At 38.2% G+C, this 17,280-nt stretch carries 14 protein-coding genes; 9 read left to right on the top strand and 5 right to left on the bottom strand.

Translation table 11 applies throughout. From position 1 onward, the window contains the following. Positions 1 to 133: 133 nt before the first annotated feature. A complete protein-coding gene (locus BN1609_RS09600) occupies positions 134 to 811 on the top strand; it encodes a Crp/Fnr family transcriptional regulator (RefSeq protein WP_088815926.1) in 678 nt (225 codons plus the stop codon). A 38-nt stretch (positions 812 to 849) separates the two neighbouring features. Then, positions 850 to 1,332 carry a hypothetical protein gene (locus tag BN1609_RS09595; protein WP_244169952.1) on the top strand — a complete coding sequence of 161 codons (483 nt, stop codon included), beginning with the start codon at positions 850 to 852 and terminating at the stop codon, positions 1,330 to 1,332. Between the two features lie 143 nt (positions 1,333 to 1,475). On the opposite strand, the gene BN1609_RS09590 is transcribed toward BN1609_RS09595, so the two are convergent. Next, the gene (locus tag BN1609_RS09590) at positions 1,476 to 2,549 is read right to left on the bottom strand and encodes a MupG family TIM beta-alpha barrel fold protein (RefSeq protein WP_088840794.1); all 1,074 of its coding nucleotides are present in this window, start codon (positions 2,547 to 2,549) and stop codon (positions 1,476 to 1,478) included. 132 nt (positions 2,550 to 2,681) lie between these two features. Between BN1609_RS09590 and murQ the strand changes: the two genes are divergently transcribed. The 4 genes from murQ (at position 2,682) to BN1609_RS09570 (ending at position 6,526) form a co-directional block, all read left to right on the top strand. Further along, positions 2,682 to 3,566 (top strand): N-acetylmuramic acid 6-phosphate etherase, encoded by an 885-nt coding sequence (gene murQ, locus BN1609_RS09585; RefSeq protein ID WP_088810825.1) that lies wholly within the window; start codon positions 2,682 to 2,684, stop codon positions 3,564 to 3,566. A gap of 12 nt (positions 3,567 to 3,578) precedes the next feature. After that, positions 3,579 to 5,027, top strand: coding sequence for a PTS transporter subunit EIIC (locus BN1609_RS09580; protein ID WP_088840793.1), 1,449 nt, complete (start codon positions 3,579 to 3,581; stop codon positions 5,025 to 5,027). Between the two features lie 160 nt (positions 5,028 to 5,187). Then, positions 5,188 to 5,673, top strand: coding sequence for a tetratricopeptide repeat protein (locus BN1609_RS09575; protein ID WP_088839204.1), 486 nt, complete (start codon positions 5,188 to 5,190; stop codon positions 5,671 to 5,673). Positions 5,674 to 5,746: 73 nt separating this feature from the next. Then, positions 5,747 to 6,526 (top strand): PAS domain-containing protein, encoded by a 780-nt coding sequence (locus tag BN1609_RS09570; protein WP_088810822.1) that lies wholly within the window; start codon positions 5,747 to 5,749, stop codon positions 6,524 to 6,526. Between the two features lie 44 nt (positions 6,527 to 6,570). On the opposite strand, the gene BN1609_RS09565 is transcribed toward BN1609_RS09570, so the two are convergent. Continuing rightward, positions 6,571 to 8,856 carry a bifunctional metallophosphatase/5'-nucleotidase gene (locus tag BN1609_RS09565; RefSeq protein ID WP_088840792.1) on the bottom strand — a complete coding sequence of 762 codons (2,286 nt, stop codon included), beginning with the start codon at positions 8,854 to 8,856 and terminating at the stop codon, positions 6,571 to 6,573. Positions 8,857 to 9,034: 178 nt separating this feature from the next. Between BN1609_RS09565 and BN1609_RS09560 the strand changes: the two genes are divergently transcribed. After that, the gene (locus BN1609_RS09560) at positions 9,035 to 9,775 is read left to right on the top strand and encodes an EAL domain-containing protein (protein WP_088815920.1); all 741 of its coding nucleotides are present in this window, start codon (positions 9,035 to 9,037) and stop codon (positions 9,773 to 9,775) included. Between the two features lie 42 nt (positions 9,776 to 9,817). Here BN1609_RS09560 and BN1609_RS09555 read toward each other — a convergent pair whose 3' ends face one another. Then, on the bottom strand, positions 9,818 to 11,332 hold the full coding sequence (locus BN1609_RS09555) for a helix-turn-helix domain-containing protein (RefSeq protein WP_088810819.1): 1,515 nt from the start codon (positions 11,330 to 11,332) through the stop codon (positions 9,818 to 9,820). A 177-nt stretch (positions 11,333 to 11,509) separates the two neighbouring features. Between BN1609_RS09555 and BN1609_RS09550 the strand changes: the two genes are divergently transcribed. After that, on the top strand, positions 11,510 to 12,220 hold the full coding sequence (locus BN1609_RS09550) for an EAL domain-containing protein (RefSeq protein ID WP_088810818.1): 711 nt from the start codon (positions 11,510 to 11,512) through the stop codon (positions 12,218 to 12,220). A gap of 191 nt (positions 12,221 to 12,411) precedes the next feature. Next, positions 12,412 to 15,075: a collagen binding domain-containing protein gene (locus BN1609_RS09545; RefSeq protein WP_088810817.1), complete on the top strand. Its 2,664-nt coding sequence runs from the start codon at positions 12,412 to 12,414 to the stop codon at positions 15,073 to 15,075. Positions 15,076 to 15,155: 80 nt separating this feature from the next. Here BN1609_RS09545 and BN1609_RS09540 read toward each other — a convergent pair whose 3' ends face one another. Together BN1609_RS09540 and BN1609_RS09535 are read right to left on the bottom strand one after the other, a co-directional pair. Further along, positions 15,156 to 15,395, bottom strand: coding sequence for a hypothetical protein (locus BN1609_RS09540; RefSeq protein WP_088810816.1), 240 nt, complete (start codon positions 15,393 to 15,395; stop codon positions 15,156 to 15,158). A gap of 100 nt (positions 15,396 to 15,495) precedes the next feature. Next, entirely contained in the window at positions 15,496 to 16,974 is a 1,479-nt protein-coding gene (locus BN1609_RS09535) for a helix-turn-helix domain-containing protein (RefSeq protein ID WP_088810815.1), read from the bottom strand. Between the last annotated feature and the right edge of the window lie 306 nt (positions 16,975 to 17,280).

Here is a 17,280-nt window from a genome sequence, read left to right as displayed (position 1 = left end):
TTTATTAATAAAAATGTGAATAAACGTAAAATTTTTGTGTTTTTTACTCCGAAAATTAAGGTTAAGGTCACTAAATTATTCGATATGATTATTTGCAGGGAGGGATATTCTTTGTAACGAGGAGTGACTTGAGATGAAATTTTTTGAACTACAAGATTTATTGGAAGAAGATAATGTAATTATTGACTATATTTTAAATAAGTGCCCCCACACGATAAGATACATAAAAAAATATCAGCGCATTAAGTTTAAAGAAAATAAAATGTACATTCAGAAATCTGGTTATTTTCAAATCAATTATATAGATAATAAAGAGATGAAGAAAATTTCCTTTAAAAATGCTGTTTGGGTGGGACATTTTTATAATGCAAAAGAAAATTTTATTGTTGAGGCGTTAACGGAAGCTACTTTAATTGTTTTAGATATAGATGAAGTTTTTGACATGTTGGATCAAGATAATTTATTGTCACATCTATTTTTCCTCCTACTGGAGCAATTTAGAGCAGAAATTGATATGTTTGAAGTTCAATTTCAACTTCGCCCAAAAGAAAGGGTGGCACGATTTATTAAAATGGTGAGTGATAAGATGGAGTGGACGGCAGACCATACGAAAGAGCTACCAAGGTTCTTTTCTATGGACTTTATTGCTTCATGTTGTGGCTGTTCAAGAAAAATCGTATCGAAAGCGTTGAATGAGCTTGCAGAAGAAGGGGCAATTAATATCTCAAGTAAACCATGGGTAGTGTTAAATGTGGAAAAATTAGAAAAATATTCCAACGATGACTTGCCGCTTGTGACCTCTTCAGAGTAATCTTCAGACGTAAGGAAGCTATTAATAAGGAGGCAGATATGACGAAAAATTTGCGAAATGTAATGAGCATACTTCTTTTAGTAAGTGTGACCATAATAACAGGTTGCGGGGAGCAAGCTACTTCTAATAAACCGGTCAAAGATGAGGAGCAGAGGCAGACGATGAAAAAAGAAAATGTAACAGAAAATAATTCTGAAGAGCAAAGTGCTGAAAAAGTAGAACAAATCAAGCAAATGCTAAAAGAGGGTCTACGTGATGGCGCTGATGTTAGTTATCAAGATAAACAATTTACTGTGATGATGACAAATGATAAATTAAAAGAATCGCTCAATAAAATTAAAGAAAATCCAGCAGATAAAAAATGGAAAAAGTTAATTAAAGCGTTTGAATTATTATCAAAACAAATTGAAACTAATTTAGCAAAAGGCTACACGATAAGATTGGCTGATCCAGAAGATATAAATAAAACAATGTTAACAATACTTGATGGGAAAGTGACATACGATTTTTCAAAAGAATAAGCTAGTTCAGGCTGATGACAAACGGTAAGCTTTGAAGTTCTTGCCACTGGTGCGGCAATTCCAAAGAATCTCACTATTTGTCAGCAGCCTGATTTTCTGTGAATATAGAGTTTTCCTTCCAGCTAAACTAAGCCGAGACTAGTTTAGCTTTTTTGTTTCTGAGCTAGGCGTAATTTTATTTTTTGACCGCCTGTTATAAACGAAAGGCATTCATGATAGCGTTCATCGATTTGGCCGATTACATTGATTTTTTCGTTTGCAGGTAAATCAAATTTGGCAATATCAATTTCACCAGCGTAACGGCCGTAGTTTTGATTATCCATTGTGATGGCGCCACGTTTTCTTGGGGAAGTATTCTTCGGTGCGGGGGCTAAATTGCTAAGGGAGATGCGGCTTTCTTCAAGGCGGATTAAATCGCGGGCCTCGTCCATTCGGTTTTGGTCGCCGCGCTCTAAATGCGCACGAATTTCGGCAGAGACTTCGTCAGCTAGGATGCCAAGGAGGGACACTGTTTGGTGCTTTGAAAGCTCACGCCAAAATTCAAGATGGGTCGAATCAAGCGCGGGGTCGCCCACGTAAACATCATCGATTCCAAGGGAGAATAGTTCGAGTGTCGCCGCATATGGGGGCTTGTAGCGGTGCTTTTCAAGCGTCGGCAAGCCTTCGAAAAGCGGGTGGCGTTTCGCCGCGTCACCGGGTACAAAAGCGGAAATCCTCATCCCATTTTTCTTCAAAAACGTATTTTTCTCTTGAAAAAAAGCATCGCTAAGACCAGTTTCAGGCTTCGGGTAATAGTTGTGGAATGCTTCGATTTGTTTCATGTTGGCACCTTGTGCGTTTAGTTTGTCCAAAAGATCTTGGTCAATCGTGCTGGCATTTAAGTAAATGGCAATTTTGTGTGACATGGTGGCTACGGGGTGTGCGCCGATTCCGTAATCAATCCGCAAACCAGTGACGCCAAAGTCGCGAATTTGTTCGGCGGTTTCAAATTGCAGCCCAATTTTATGTAAAGCGTTTTCAGAAATGTCTAAAATGAGCTTCATTTGGTGTGCACTTGCGAGTTTCCCAAGTTCGGCCAGGCGTTCTCGGTAATCAATGTTGCTTTCCTCAGGGATATGTAGTGAGCTAAAAATTGTCGAAAAGCCGTTTGTGTGTGCTTGTGTAACAAATTCTGATATATTTTCGGTATCTTGTAAATAAATACTAATTCCTAACATATTTTCCCTCCGTTCTAATACGTTCAGTATACTTGTTTTGAAACAAAATTTCAAATGCATGTTTTAAAAATAAAATAAAGTATTGAAATTTTATTTCAGAACGATTATAATCAATTTGTGAGGAGTGATACTATGTTAGAAAATTTGTCTACAGAAAAACGAAATGAGAAAACGCTCAATTTAGATGAGCTTGATGTAAATGAAGTTTTGGCGATTATGAATGAAGAAGATAGTAAAGTGGCGGCGAGTATTAAGCCAGCTTTGCCTCAGATTGCTAAAATTGTAAGGGGTACCATTAATAGCTTTAATCTTGGTGGTCGCCTAATTTACATGGGTGCTGGAACGAGCGGACGCCTAGGTGTACTTGATGCTGTAGAATGTGTGCCAACGTTTGGCGTGCCGAAAGAGCAAGTGGTGGGACTAATTGCTGGCGGCGAAAAAGCGTTTGTGGAAGCGGTAGAAGGTGCTGAAGATTCTATTCAACTTGGCGAGGATGATTTGAAAGCGATTTCGCTTACGAAAAATGATATCGTTGTTGGGATTGCTGCAAGCGGAAGAACGCCGTATGTGATTGGGGGACTCGATTATGCGCGTAGTGTAGGGGCTGTTACTGCTGCGATTTCGTGTAATCAAGACGCAGCGATTTCAAAACATGCGGATATTGCGGTAGAAGTTGTACCGGGTGCGGAAGTTTTAACAGGCTCGACGCGACTTAAAGCTGGGACGGCGCAGAAGCTTATTTTAAACATGATTTCAACGGCTGCTATGGTCGGTGTTGGGAAAGTTTACGGCAACTTGATGGTTGACGTATTGCCAACGAACGAAAAATTGGAAGAGCGTTCGAAACGTATCATTATGGAAGCGACGGAATGCACGTATGAGGAAGCAAGTGAAGTATACTTAGGAGCAGATAAACATGTGAAAACAGCGATTGTCATGCTTCTCACAAACTCAACCAAAGAAGATGCAGAACAAAAACTCGTAGCTTCGAATGGTTTTGTAAGAAAAACAATTTAGGGAGTGAGTCAGATGTCAAAAGAAGCAGAAATTGGTAAAAAGATTTTTGAAAATGTAGGTGGCATGGACAATGTATCGCGAATCGCGCACTGTATGACGCGTGTTCGCTTAGGCATTAGAAATCCAGAAGAAGTAAATCTCGAAGATTTGAAAAAAGTACCCGGCGTTTTAGGTGTTGTAGAAGACGACACGCTTCAAATTATCGTCGGGCCGGGAGTCGTTAACAAAGTGGCTGCCGCAATGGCCGAAGATGCCGGTGTTAAAATTGGCGAAATGATTAATGAAAACTTAGACGGCGCTAAAAAATCTGGTAAAGAGTTAGTAGAAGAAAAAGCGGCCGCAACAAAAGCGAACATGAAAGCGAAACAAAATAATACGTCTGGTTTTAAACGTTTATTGAAATCGATTTCAAATATTTTTGTACCGCTAATTCCAGGTTTTGTCGGTGCCGGACTTATCGCCGGAATTGCCGCGATTCTAGCAAATAACATTGTCGCTGGGAACTTAGATGCCGGCACATGGACACAGTACGTTGATATTTTAAGCGTTATTAATAAAGGTATTTTTGCATTCTTATCTATTTATGTTGGGATAAACACAGCGAACGAGTTCGGCGGTACTCCCGTTCTAGGTGGGGGAATTGCTGGTGTGACAATGCTCATGGGACTTGCAGAAGGTCATGTCATTACAAATATTTTCACAGGTGACCCTGTTGTAGCAGGACAAGGCGGAATTATCGGCGTATTATTCGCCGTCTGGTTAATGTGTGTACTTGAAAAAGCATTGCGTAAAGTGATTCCGAATGCGATTGATATTATTGTGACACCGACCATCGTCTTACTCGTTATTGGTCTTATAACAATCTTCGTCATCATGCCAATTGCTGGGCTAATTTCAGAAGGATTAGTATCTAGTATCAATTGGACAATCGAAGTTGGCGGCGTATTTGCCGGATTTGTACTAGGAACATTGTTCTTGCCAATGGTCATGCTTGGTCTTCACCAAGTGTTAACCCCGATTCATGTTGAAATGATTGCTCAAACAGGTGCAACATTGCTACTTCCAATCCTTGCAATGGCAGGCGGCGGACAAGTTGGGGCATCCGTTGCACTTTGGATTCGTTGCCGCAAAAATAAACCTCTCGTTAATATGATTAAAGGGGGATTACCAGTAGGAGTTTTAGGAATTGGCGAACCCCTTATCTACGGGGTAACAGTACCACTTGGACGCCCGTTCATTACAGCCTGTCTAGGCGGCGGTATCGGCGGTGCCGTAATTGGTGCGTTTGGTAACGTAGGTGCCATCGCAATTGGACCATCAGGTGTCGCGCTTATTCCACTTATTGCAAATAATATGTGGGTAGCATATTGCATCGGCCTACTTTCAGCCTACATTGGCGGTTTCATTTTAACTTATTTCTTTGGAACGCCAAAAGATGCTATGGAAGCAGTAGAAGAATAAATTTGAAAGCCTTGCGTTCACGCCGAATCGAACGTAAGGTTTTTTTGACCAAAAAAGGGTCTGGCTGTTAGTTATTTGTTCACTTTTGTTGAAAAATAGGGTAAGGTAGCTTTGAGGAAATTGCATTTTAACGTCAATTTGTGTGAAAAAGGTGAGGAATATGAACAAGTTGTTAGAAGAGGCGCTACGGGATAGAGAAAATGGTAATTTGAAGAAGTCGAATCAGTTGCTGCTAAAGCTACTTGAAACCGAGCCAGAAAATCCATACGTTTTATACCAAGTTGCTTGGAGTTTTGATGTTTTAGAAAAAGAAGGAGAGGCGATTGCTTTTTACGAAAAAGCGATTCAAAATGGCTTAAGTGGAGCAGATTTAGCTGAGGCGTATTTAGGTTTAGGCAGTACTTATCGTGCGCTAGGGAAATATGATGTCGCGGAAGAGGTCATTCGAAAGGGCAGGCAACAATTTCCAAATAACTATGCGCTCAGCGTTTTTTATGCGATGGTGCTACACAATTTAGAAAGGCATTCTGAGAGTGCGGAAATTCTGCTTCATTTATTGGCCGAAACGTCGAGTGATGAAGCCATTATTGCGTATAAAAAGGCGATTGTTTTTTATGCGGATAAACTAGATAAAGTATGGAAATGATAACTTTTTTACGTTAAAAATTCCTTTTTGTAAAAAAATGAGTTAAAGTAAGTAGGAAAGGGGGCTTTTGCCAATGAAAGACTATCCAATTCCAGCTAGTATTATGTATAAAGCTTTGCGCTTATCCCCGTCTTCCGTCATCATCGCAGATCCTCAAATTTCTGGGACACCGTTTATTTTTGTGAATCAGTCTTTTGAAAAATTAACCGGGTACTCAAAAGAAGAAATAATTGGTAAAAACGGGGCTTATTTACAAGGAGCAGATACGAATCCTGAAGCTTTAAACCGAATTTCTGAAGCGATTAAAAATAAAGTGAGCGTTACGGAAATTGTGAAAAACTATAAAAAAAATGGTGAACCCTTCTATAATGAATTGACGATTCAACCCATTTGGGACGAAAATGAGCATCTTTATTATTTCGGCACGCAAAAAGATGTCACAGATATTGTTCGTCTGCGTGAGGAAGTTCAGCGCCATGAAGAAATTATTGAACTATTAAAACCGCCGACTATTTTATTAAGTAAACAAATTGCGATTCTTCCAGTGAGTGGATATGTTCGCGAAGAAAGTTTCGATTTATTATGTGAGAAAAGCAGTCAATGGCTGTACGATAAAGAAGTGGAAACGTTGCTGTTTGACTTTACAGGCACGCAAAAAGGTTACGATGGCTTTATTCAAGCGATTCACGCGTTTTGCAAGCAATTGCAACTTTTGGGCATTCAAGTGATTGTGACTGGACTTAATTCGGAGTTGGTGCAAGAATGGTCCTCTAATCAGGCTTGGCGCAAGGAAGTGAAATTCTATGCTACGGTTTATCAGGCGCTGCGCGAATTACAATTTGAAATGAAATAAAAGAAGCCGTCGGGATATATCCCGACGGCTTCTTTTTGTTTGGTTTATTGCTTGCGACGCAATGCGTAAACGGCTGTGCCAGTTAGGATTAGGCCGATAAGCGATGCAATTCCGACAAGGTCACCTGTTTCTGGCAGCTTGCTAGGTTTGCTTGCTGCATTTGCGCCCGTTTGGACGGTGTTTTTGTCGCCAGATGGGTTTTTGTCAGGGGTTACAGTTGGGGTGGTTCCATCTGGGCTTGGGTTTTCGGGCGTAGGTGTTATGGCGCCGTCACCAGGGTCTGTTGCTGCGGCAGCTACGGTCACGCTAAACGGTGTGCTGTAGCCAGATGTGTCTGTCACGACTACAGAAAGCGTATCGCGAGCTTTGAGGCCGAGTGCTGACACGTCAATTTGGAAGGCGCCATTTGCGTCCGCTGTCGCCGTCAAATCGTTTGCCGCACGTAGGTTTGCGTTACCGCCTTTTTGGACGGAGACAGTTGCCCCCGGAAGCGTCACGCCAGAAAAAGTTTTATCCTTTTCAGCCAAAGTGTTGAATTTTGTTGCCTTTTTTATAGCAGAAATGGCATCTTCTTCGAGTTGCGCTGCTGTTTTGTACGTCTTACGGCCTTCTTTTTCGGCTGTAATGACTTTTCCTTCTGCCGTTTGATTTTTAATGTAGTTGATAAATGTTTCGGTGTCGGGGTCAATCGCTGAAACAAGTTGCCCTTTTGTGAAAGCTTGGAACCCGTCACCCCCGCCGTAGAGGAAGTCGTTAATGATGACGGTGTATTCTTTGTTCGGGTCAAGTGGCGAGCCGTCGTCTGTTGTCGCGCTTACAACGCGGTAAGCTTGGTCTAGGTCAGCATTATCCGTGTACGTATATTTTAATCCCGAAATCTGAAGGAAATATTTTTCGCCGTTGCCATACTGCTGGTTGAGTGCTTCAAGAATGGTGGCGCCATTTAATTTGACGACTTGCAAAATATTTCCGAATGGTTGAACGGCTTGAGCCGCACCCCACGTGATTTCATTGTTGCCTGTTGTGATAAGGTCAGCGCGAATGCCGCCATTATTTGTCATCGCGAAATCGGCATCAACGCCGGCTTTTTTCGCCATGTAGCGCTGGGCATCGGTAATTAAATTGCCGAGTGCAGATTCTTTCGTATCAATTGCTGCGCCCTCCAAATTGGTTTCACGGGAAATGGTCCCGTTTGCAGTATGTCCAATTGGTTCGGTGATGGTGGACGCAATTCGGTCAGCAGCATCTTGAGTAATGGCTGCAACCGTCGCATCAGGCGTGCCCGTGCGGTAATTGTACTCGATTTTTGCGTTTGGTGTGCTAACAAAATCGCCCGTCGCCGGATCAAGTTCACCTGTTACATTTGAAAAGGCCTTGCCGTTGTTATAGCTTTGTACGATGCGTGTTTTCCCAACAACGCCGTTCGTGTATTGATGGTTATGCCCTGCGAGAACGATGTCGACTGAGTTGTTAGCATCCTTCTGGTTCACCGCTTCCATCATCGCCGCCGCGTCGCCTGACACAGTCTGATCCGTTTGATTCGTCGGATTTCCTGACGTAAGCGCTGGAACGTGAGAGAGCACGACAATCGCATTCACGCCTTGATCCCGCAATACTTTGGAATATTTTACGACTATGTCAGCTTCGTTTAGGAAGTCGTAGTCTTTTATGTAGTCGGCTAAAACAAGATTAGGAATTTCGGTCGTCACGATGCCGATGAAGCCAACTTTTACGCCGCCAATTTCTTCAATCACATAGGGACTAAATCCTTCTGCGACTGTGTCGGTTCCCTTGTTAACCACGTTCGCGGCAACAATTTGCATGTCGCTTTTAACACGCGGATAATTTTCAACAATCGGTCCGAATTTATTAGTGGAAACGCCGTCTAAAATCCGTTTGTATTCAGGGAGCCCTTCGTCAAATTCGTGATTTCCCAGTGTGCCAATTTTGAAGTTCATTTCATTTAAAACTTTCATCGTCGGCTCATCTTGAAGTAAGCCAGAAACCGCCGGACTAGCGCCCACCATGTCTCCAGCTTGAACACGAAGCGAGTTCACAGCTGATGCGCCCGGGTTATCCGCGATAAAACTAGCTTCCGCCTTATCAAGATTGGCCGAAAGATAATCTGCGCCCCCAATTGCTGCCCCGTTCACATCTTTTGAGGTCGTATTCAGCGCCCCGTGAAAGTCATTCACGCCAAGAAGTTGAATAGGTACAGTTGTTTCTGCCGCATGGGCATTTGTAGTTGCAACTGGTAAGCTAAAACTAAGTGTTAAGCCTGCTGCGAGTAAAACGTGTGATACTTTTCTCATTATTTTTTTCACAATCATACTCTCCCTTTTCCGCACTAGGCGATTTGTAAGCGCTAACTAAAAATGCGCTTAAATTTATTTTATCAAAGCAAAATCAAACCAACAACCGTAAAATGTATCATTTACGTCAATTTTTTGTTATTTGTTTTATAAAATCAGCTTTTAGAGTAGAATAGAACCGAAAGGAAGCGATGAAGTGGAGATTTCAACGAATGAAATTGTGAAAGCCGTGCGAAATGAAAAGTATTTAGTTTACTATCAGCCCAAAGTTGAGGCCACGACTGAAAAAATCGTTGGCTTCGAAGCTTTAGTTCGCCTGCAAACAGAAAAAGGCATTTTGACCCCAATTGATTTTTTCAGAGAAGTGGCGAAGCAAAAGGCCGAAAGAACCATGCAAAATTTCGTTATAAACACTGTTATGAAACAAATTGATGCTTTTGAAGGAAAATATACGATTTCGGTCAATGTTATTTCCAGTGATGTTATCGACGATGCTTACATGGATGCGCTCTATGACCGGATTAGGCTGACCATGAAACACCCCGGGGCACTTAATCTCGAAATTGTCGAACGCACAGAAATCACCCACCTCACCGAAGCATGCCACAACTTAATGAAAATTAAGTCGCTCGGCCCAACAGTTAGCCTCGATGATTTCGGCAAAGGCTACAGCTCCCTCACCTATTTGCGCGCCTTACCAGTTGACTTCATTAAAATCGATCCAAGCTTCATCTCTCTGATTAAAACGAACGAGCGCCAGCGAATTATCATGCGTGCGATTGTCAATCTAAGCCACGACCTAGGCTGCCCAATTATCGCCGAAGGAATCGAAACCGAAGCGGAAATTGCCATTTTACGTGAAATGGGCGTCGATTATTTCCAAGGGTATTATTACGGGCGACCGATGCCAATTAAGAAGTATATGAAAAAGAACTAACCTACGATAGATTAGTTCCTAATTTTTTTCAATCTGAAGAGGTCATTTGTCCTCTTTTTTTTCTTGTGAAAGTTCATATAAGTTTTGATTAAGCATGATAATATTTCTAAAAGTTAGGATGCGATTTATAAAAGCTATCCGAACTTGTTTATATTCAGGACCATCTCGTGGAAGCGTAATATTAGTTAATAAAATATCTCCATGATTACTTTCTGACGCATCAAGAAATTCAATGTTATAGCTATCTTTAAATACAGTTGAAATTCTTTCTTTTAAACGCAAGTTAACAAGGAAGGGTAAATCAGTGGAGATTTTTATTTTAATTAAGGGTTCAAAAGAAGTTTGGGCATTTAGAAGACTAAACAGCAGACCGTATTTTGAAATCAAATAATTTTCTTCTTGAAAAAGAGAAAAATTTGTTTCTGTGCGTAGTTCTTTAATCAACTCTTGAATATTGCTTTTCAAGTGAGTTAGGATAGGGTTGCCGAAAGGAGAATCAATGATAATAGAGTAGTCATAGCCATTTAAATCTGTTGAAAAATTATGGAAGATATGTGCAAAGAGGTGATAGGAAAAGGCATTTAGTAAAAATACCTTGTGCAATTCTTCAGGCACGGGCGCAATATATTTTTGTAACTTTTCCTCAAGTTTTTCAGTAGCCCTATAGACTACGGTATTATTTTTTTTATTCTCTTCAAAATTTTTCTCAAGGAACTTAATAATTTGAATATTTTCGCTTTGAATGATAAGTAAGAAAAATAAAAATGCAATTTCCCCAGGATGGCTCTCGCTAAATGAAGCAAAAGGAGATATCAATGTTTTAAAATGAGTAAAACTTTCATTATTTTGAATTAATTCGTGCCAAGATTCCTTACACTCAATAAAATGATTATTTCTTCTCCGAATGATGCCAATTGCAAGCAAGAAAACGAGCTGTCTTTTTTGAATGGGCGTAACGTTTAAGTCTGAATGAGTGAGGATATTTTCTGCGATGTATTCCATGCGTTGTTCGCTGACCCCTTCAAATGGCCATCCTTCACCAGCGTAAATTTTCCAGAGGGCCATGTTTAAAAATAATCTAATTTGTGTTTCTTCTCCTGTTAATATTGCGTCACTCCGCGATAAATCAAGTCCAAGAGGTTGAATGGAAGTTCTGAATTTATTAAGTTGACGCCGAACAGTTGCGTCACTAACAAAGTGCTCCATAGCGAAGTTTGATGCAGAGGTATAATCTTCATTGTAAATAGCTGTAAACAAATTAAAACCAATAGTTTCTTCAACCAAAAAAATAAGAAACTTTCGAGGGTTGGCATCAGCGCGCTTAGTAACGAACCTAGCACCTTTTCCTTTTGAAAAAAAGACTTCCATATAATCTGTTCCAAAAGCTTCCATATCACTAATCAGTCGCTTAAGGATTTTTAGTGTTTGTGTAGTGTTAAGTTTTGAAAGCTCGCTAATTTCTTCAGTAGTAAACCAACGATTTTCACTTCGAAGGATTCTTAGCACAGCTAATTCACTTTCCACAGTCTGGTCGAATATCTCAATACCGATTTTCATAAATTAATCACTCCTCCCTAATATTGTGTTTACCCACTAAAAGTAGGAATGAAATGTATCTTCCTGTTTTAATTGAAATTTTGCAAAAAGCATGGTTTGAAAAATGGAAATCTGATTACGGTTTAAACATAAAGCTTGTAGAATAAACTATAGACAAACGGAAAAGAGGGTAGAGATATGTTTAAAAATTATAGTTTATTTGTACAGGAGATTCATGATATAGACAAAGATGAAATTATCATGTATGAGCTGCTTTTAAGAAAATTCGAAAAAGGAAGATGGGGATTTCCAGAAGTAATTTTCCAACAGGAATTTATGGAAACAAAGTATTCGTTTTTTGTGGAGTGGTTTCAAAATGAAGTCGAAAAAGCACTGAAAAATTTAAACTTCGCCCCAGTCTCCATAAATATCAATTCTACACAATTTTTTTATATTGAAACTTTACAAATGTTGGAACGGTTACGTAAATACTCCGATAATATAACAATTGAAATCACTGAAGATTTAATGCTAATACCTGAGCATAAACATCACCTTACATTGAAAGAAATTGATGCCTATTTATACGGCAAAATCTCCTCTTTAAAATCTATGGGATATAAGATTTTGCTGGACGATGTTAGTTGCGGCATTAATAGTCTTGAGCGAGCTACTTATTATACACCAGTTGTTGATGGATTTAAGTTTTCAGTGCGTAATCTTAAACTATCTACGGCTAAATTATTTGTAGAGGCATGGCAAAATTTTGCCGTGCAAAGCAAAAAGCAATTCATATTAGAAAATATTGAGGATTTTAGTATGTCAGAAGAATTCCAAAGCATCGGTTTGAACTTGCAGCAGGGATATTTCCTGGATAAGCCGGCCAATCTTCACGAATGTGTTTCATAAAAAGATTTTAGCATCGCTAAAATCTTTTTTTTTTACATTATTCATTCTGATGCGAGAAACCAAATTCCGTCTTTTAAAAAGCGTAATCTTGGCTCCTAATTGTATTGAAACTTTAATAGAATAACATTGATTCTATTAATATATAGGATTGTAATTGATGAAAGTTAAATTACAAAAAGGAGATGAATAATGTGAGTAAGAAAATAGCAATGATAGTGATAGCGTGTCTTGTTATGTTTTCTACGTTTCTTTCAGGGACTGGTATCGCAGCGCAGAATGATACAGAAGCTGATTTCCAGAATAAAGTGGGAAATATAGGGATTTCATTAGATGTTAATGATCCGATTGGTAGTCAAGAGCAAGTAAACTTACAAGTAACATTAAGTGCGGATGCAGGAGCGATTGTAGATGAAAATGGTCTTATTGCAGTATCGATACCTAGAGAAATATTTTCGGCAGGTGATGTGGAGGACTTACATTCAGAGGAAGGTGCCTTTGAATTTGTTAGTTTAGAAAACCCTTCAGCAAGCGATTCGGATTATATGGTAGTTTATGTTAGACCTAACCCAGAATTTAGTGAAAATGGTGCATGGTCTGCCTCGTTTAATATAGTTTTCCAAGCTCCGTTGATGAGGCCAGATACGACAATTAACCCAGAGCAAACATTTAAAGTAGAATATAATGGGCAAGAGGTTTCTAAAACAGTTTCTATTAAGCCAAGTGAAGGCGGAGAACCGTCTCCATTTGAGAAATGGTGGAAAGGGTCTGTCGATTCGAACGGTGTGGGATTACTTAATACGACGCAATCACGTTATAACACATATCATTTAGCAGTGAATCCTTTTCAGACTGCTGAATTAAACAATGTTACAGTTAATGATACAATCCCGCAAGGTTTGCAGGTGGATCCAAATCCACGATTAACAGATGGGGTTATTGCAACGGATTCATCAACTGTAGATGGTATTAGGATTATTCGTGTTAATGAGGATGATTCAAGAACATACGTAACGAGCCAATTTAAAGATAATATTTCATTTAATGCAAACACTCAAGAATTAAAAGTCACATTTAATCATGTTGGTATGGCTGACTCATATTTGATTGAATACAAAGTTAATGTCACTGAAAATCTAGATATTTATAAGAACACAGCTACGCTTACTAGTGATGAAGTCACAAAATCAGATACAGTTTTAGCTAGACTTAATGGGAATGATAATTTTAATAAAGTCCTAAATAAATCTGTGGATAAAACAGTAGTAACTAAGAACGATACAAAACTTACCTATACATTGACACTCGCTTCTATTACAGGAACAATCAAAGCAGGACAAACGTTCACGGATAAATTAGATGATCGTTTAGTGTATGTTGGGATTACGGAGAATAGTGAGATGTTTGAAATTACAGAGCAAGATAACCTCCTGACACTAACTGTAAAGGAAGATATTCCAATTGGTGAACGCCAAAGTGTAAGTTTTGAAGTTAATACCTCTGCTTTAAATCCAGGTGATAGTGTATCTAATACGGGACAAATAAATCTAAATGGAATTAATTATAATTCAAATACAGTAACCACAAAGAAAATTGATGGAACAGTCATCTTGAAGAAAGTCGGAGAAACTGGCAACCTTCTTGCAGGAGCAAAATTCAACTTGTTTAATAGCGATAATCAGCTTATCCAAACTGGTATAACAAATGAAAATGGAGAATTAACTTTTCTTGATTTATTGCCAGGAAACTATTATTTAGTTGAAACAGAGGCGCCGGATGGCTACGAGCTAGATAGTACACCTATCAATTTTGAGGTGACAAATAATAGCATTACCCCTATAGAATTACAAAAGGAAAATAAATTAATAAAAGGGGCACTTAAGGTCATTAAGCAAGACGGAGCTACTGGTGAAAAATTAAAAGGTGCAGAATTTAAACTGGAATCTGAAAGCGGAGAGGTTTATACAGGAACAACTGATGAGAATGGAGAATATCTATTTGAAAACCTCTTGCCAGGAAATTATGAATTGATAGAAACTAAAGCGCCTGATAACTATGTATTGGATGAATCTGCACATAATGTGACTATTAGTAGTGAGAAAAGTGAAACGGTTGAAATCACTATTGATAATACAGAAATGCTCGGATCCGTTCAACTAACTAAAAAAGATAGCCGGAATAAAAAAGAATTGAGTGATGTAAGCTTTAACTTAGTGGACGAACAGGGCAATGTGGTACAAGAGAACCTAGTAACAAATGAACTTGGCCAAATTTTTGTAGAGAATCTAAAGCTAGGCAAATATTCATTTATTGAAACTGAGGCAAAAGATGGATACATTTTAAATAGTGAGCCTGTTGAGTTTGAAATTACGAAAGACAATTACGATACGACAATAGAACTTATTAAGCTGAATGATGAGATGTTAGGTACAGTTCAGCTTGAGAAGCTCGATAAGGATACAAAAGAAGCATTAAGTAAAACACATTTTAAACTGTTGGATGCGGACGGAAGAGTTGTAATTAGTAATCTCGTTACAGATAATGATGGGAAAATTCAAGTTAAAAATCTGGCTCTAGGCAAATATTCATTTATTGAAACAGAGGCAAAAGATGGATATATTCTTAATAGTGAACCTGTTGATTTCGAAATTACAGAAAGTAACTATGAGACTGTTATTGAATTAGTCAAGTACAATGAAAAAGACTTAGGAACTAAAGAACCGTCTAAGCCAGGGAAACCAGATGAATCAGGGAATAATAAGCTTCCGAGCACAGGAGATTGGATTGGATTTTCAGTCATTCTTGGTGCAATCTTAATTGCCATAGCTATCCAAATTATTAAGAGAAAACGTGCGTAAAAACAGTAAGCCTGAATAAGGCTTACTGTTTTTTTATAAAAATCCCCCCTTTCTAAACTTAAAAAAAGGGGGGGGAGTAATTATTTCTTATTGATAAGGGCTTTATATTTTCGCTCATTCATTTCCATTGCTTCGTTTGTAAAATAAACATTTTCAACGCGGGTTTCAGGAAATACACGAAGCCATCGTTTAGTTATTGTTTCTTCATCAAACAAATCTTTTTCTATAATTGTTCGAGTGAAAAGACGTTCTGGCTGGCTAGGGAGAGTGAACTGAATTTTATAAATGAATCGTTCATCCCAAGGGTTAATAAAAGTCATTTTTTTACTCCTTCTATAATATTCTTCCAGATTTTATTATAAAACAGCAAGATGTCTAGAAAATGTCAAAAAGACAATTATAGGAGTTGTTTTTTTGATTTTAGTTCAGTTTTTCTAAAGCGGAATTGATTAGAGTTAAATCACGGGGCGCTAGTTTACGATGAATAGAAACAATTTTTGAGTGGACATGATGATTTATCAATCTTTCAAGTGGAATATTCGTTAAAATCAAGTCAGCTTCTTCGTCACTTTCAACCTCAATAAAACGCAAATTAAATTTATTTACAAATGCCGCTTTTAGTTCGTGAATGATACTTTTGTTCATAATATATGACATATCTGTTTCAAGCCGCACCTTAATTTCACGTTCGAAAATATGTAAGGATGAAAATAAATTTAAAAGAAGGGCATATTTAGGTGCTAAATATTTCTTTTCAAGAAAAATAGAGTCATGACTTTCTTCGTATAATGTATCAAGTAGATAATCGATTTTATTTTTCAAATTAACTAACTTATTTTGCGTATAAGGTAAGAACTTAGAACCACTGATTCCTGTTGAAAAATTAGTTGTGAGACTTGCGAATAAATGGTCGGAAAAGGCAGTTAACGTAAATAATCTCTTTTTAGCATTGGGAATGGGGGAAAATTCAGCCTCAAACTTTTCAATGAAAAGTTTATTTGCTCGAAACAAGCGGGAGTTGTTTACATGATTGGTTCTATAATTTGATAGAAGCAAAGGTGTGATTTGGGGTGTCTTACTTTGGATAATCATCAAGAAGTAAAGAAAAGCGATTTCTCCATCGTGTAATTTAATAGTAGGTGTGAATTCTGAAATATGCTTTTTGAAGAGGGAATAGCCGCTATTGTTTGTTAGAAGCTCCTCCCAACTAGGATTAAAAGGAATATAATGCCCATTCCGGCGTCTTATAGTACCAATAGCAAGGAAATAGATAATTTGCTGCTTCTGTACAAGATTTAATTCAAGATTTATTTTTTGTAGCAGTCTAGTTACTACATATTGTAAATGTTTCTCATCAACTTGTGAGAACGGCCATGCTTTTCCCGCAAACAGTCTCCAAAATGCCATATTCATAAAGAAACGGATTTGAATTTCGTCACCAATAACATTAACTTCGCTTCGAGTAAAAGAGAGGTGATAGGGCGTAATAGCTTCACGCATCTTTGTTATCTGCCTTCTAACGGTAGTTTCGCTCAGGAAATTTTCGTACGCAAATTTTTTAGTTGAAATAAATGTCTCAGTAAAAATACTGTAAAATAGCTTGTACATCGTTGTATTTGAAGTTAAATAGATTAGAAAAAGCCCAAAATCTATATTGCTCTCTTGTATCTCAAGATAGACTCCTCGTCCTTTTGATATATGTAGTTGAATTCGATTGTTGTTAAAGTCTGCAAGATTATCTTTCAGAAGAGAGATAGATTTAAGTATTAAAGCAGGTGTTTTTTCTAACTTTGCGGCAAGCTCTTCCGTAGTAAACCACCTATCTTCCTTTCTAAGAATTTCCAATAGATTCCATTCAAGTTCGATATTCGCGTCAAATAAATCTAATCCAATTAGCATGTTAAATCCCCCTCGTGAAATATTAGCTGTATCATGTATTAAAACATAGTGAGTAAGTGGGAAAAAACAAAATTCGAGAAATAAAAAGTGCCTTTTTGTTTGTTTTGATATTTTTTTTATGGTAATGACAAAGGCTTCAAATTAGATTTATAAACCTTAGTAAAATTTTTTACGCAAAAAGTTGCTTTTAATATTTGATTTTTTGATTTTTTAGAGACTAGATTTAGAATTATACTAATAAACGTTGAGTCGCCAATTGGTTATTGCTGCAGCAAATGGAAACTCAAGCACTAAGTCATTTTACTG

This window comes from Listeria sp. ILCC797 (genome assembly GCF_900186185.1).
GTDB lineage: Bacteria > Bacillota > Bacilli > Lactobacillales > Listeriaceae > Listeria > Listeria goaensis.
Note: the sequence above shows the minus strand (reverse complement) of the source record. Positions and strands in the feature narration are given on the sequence as shown.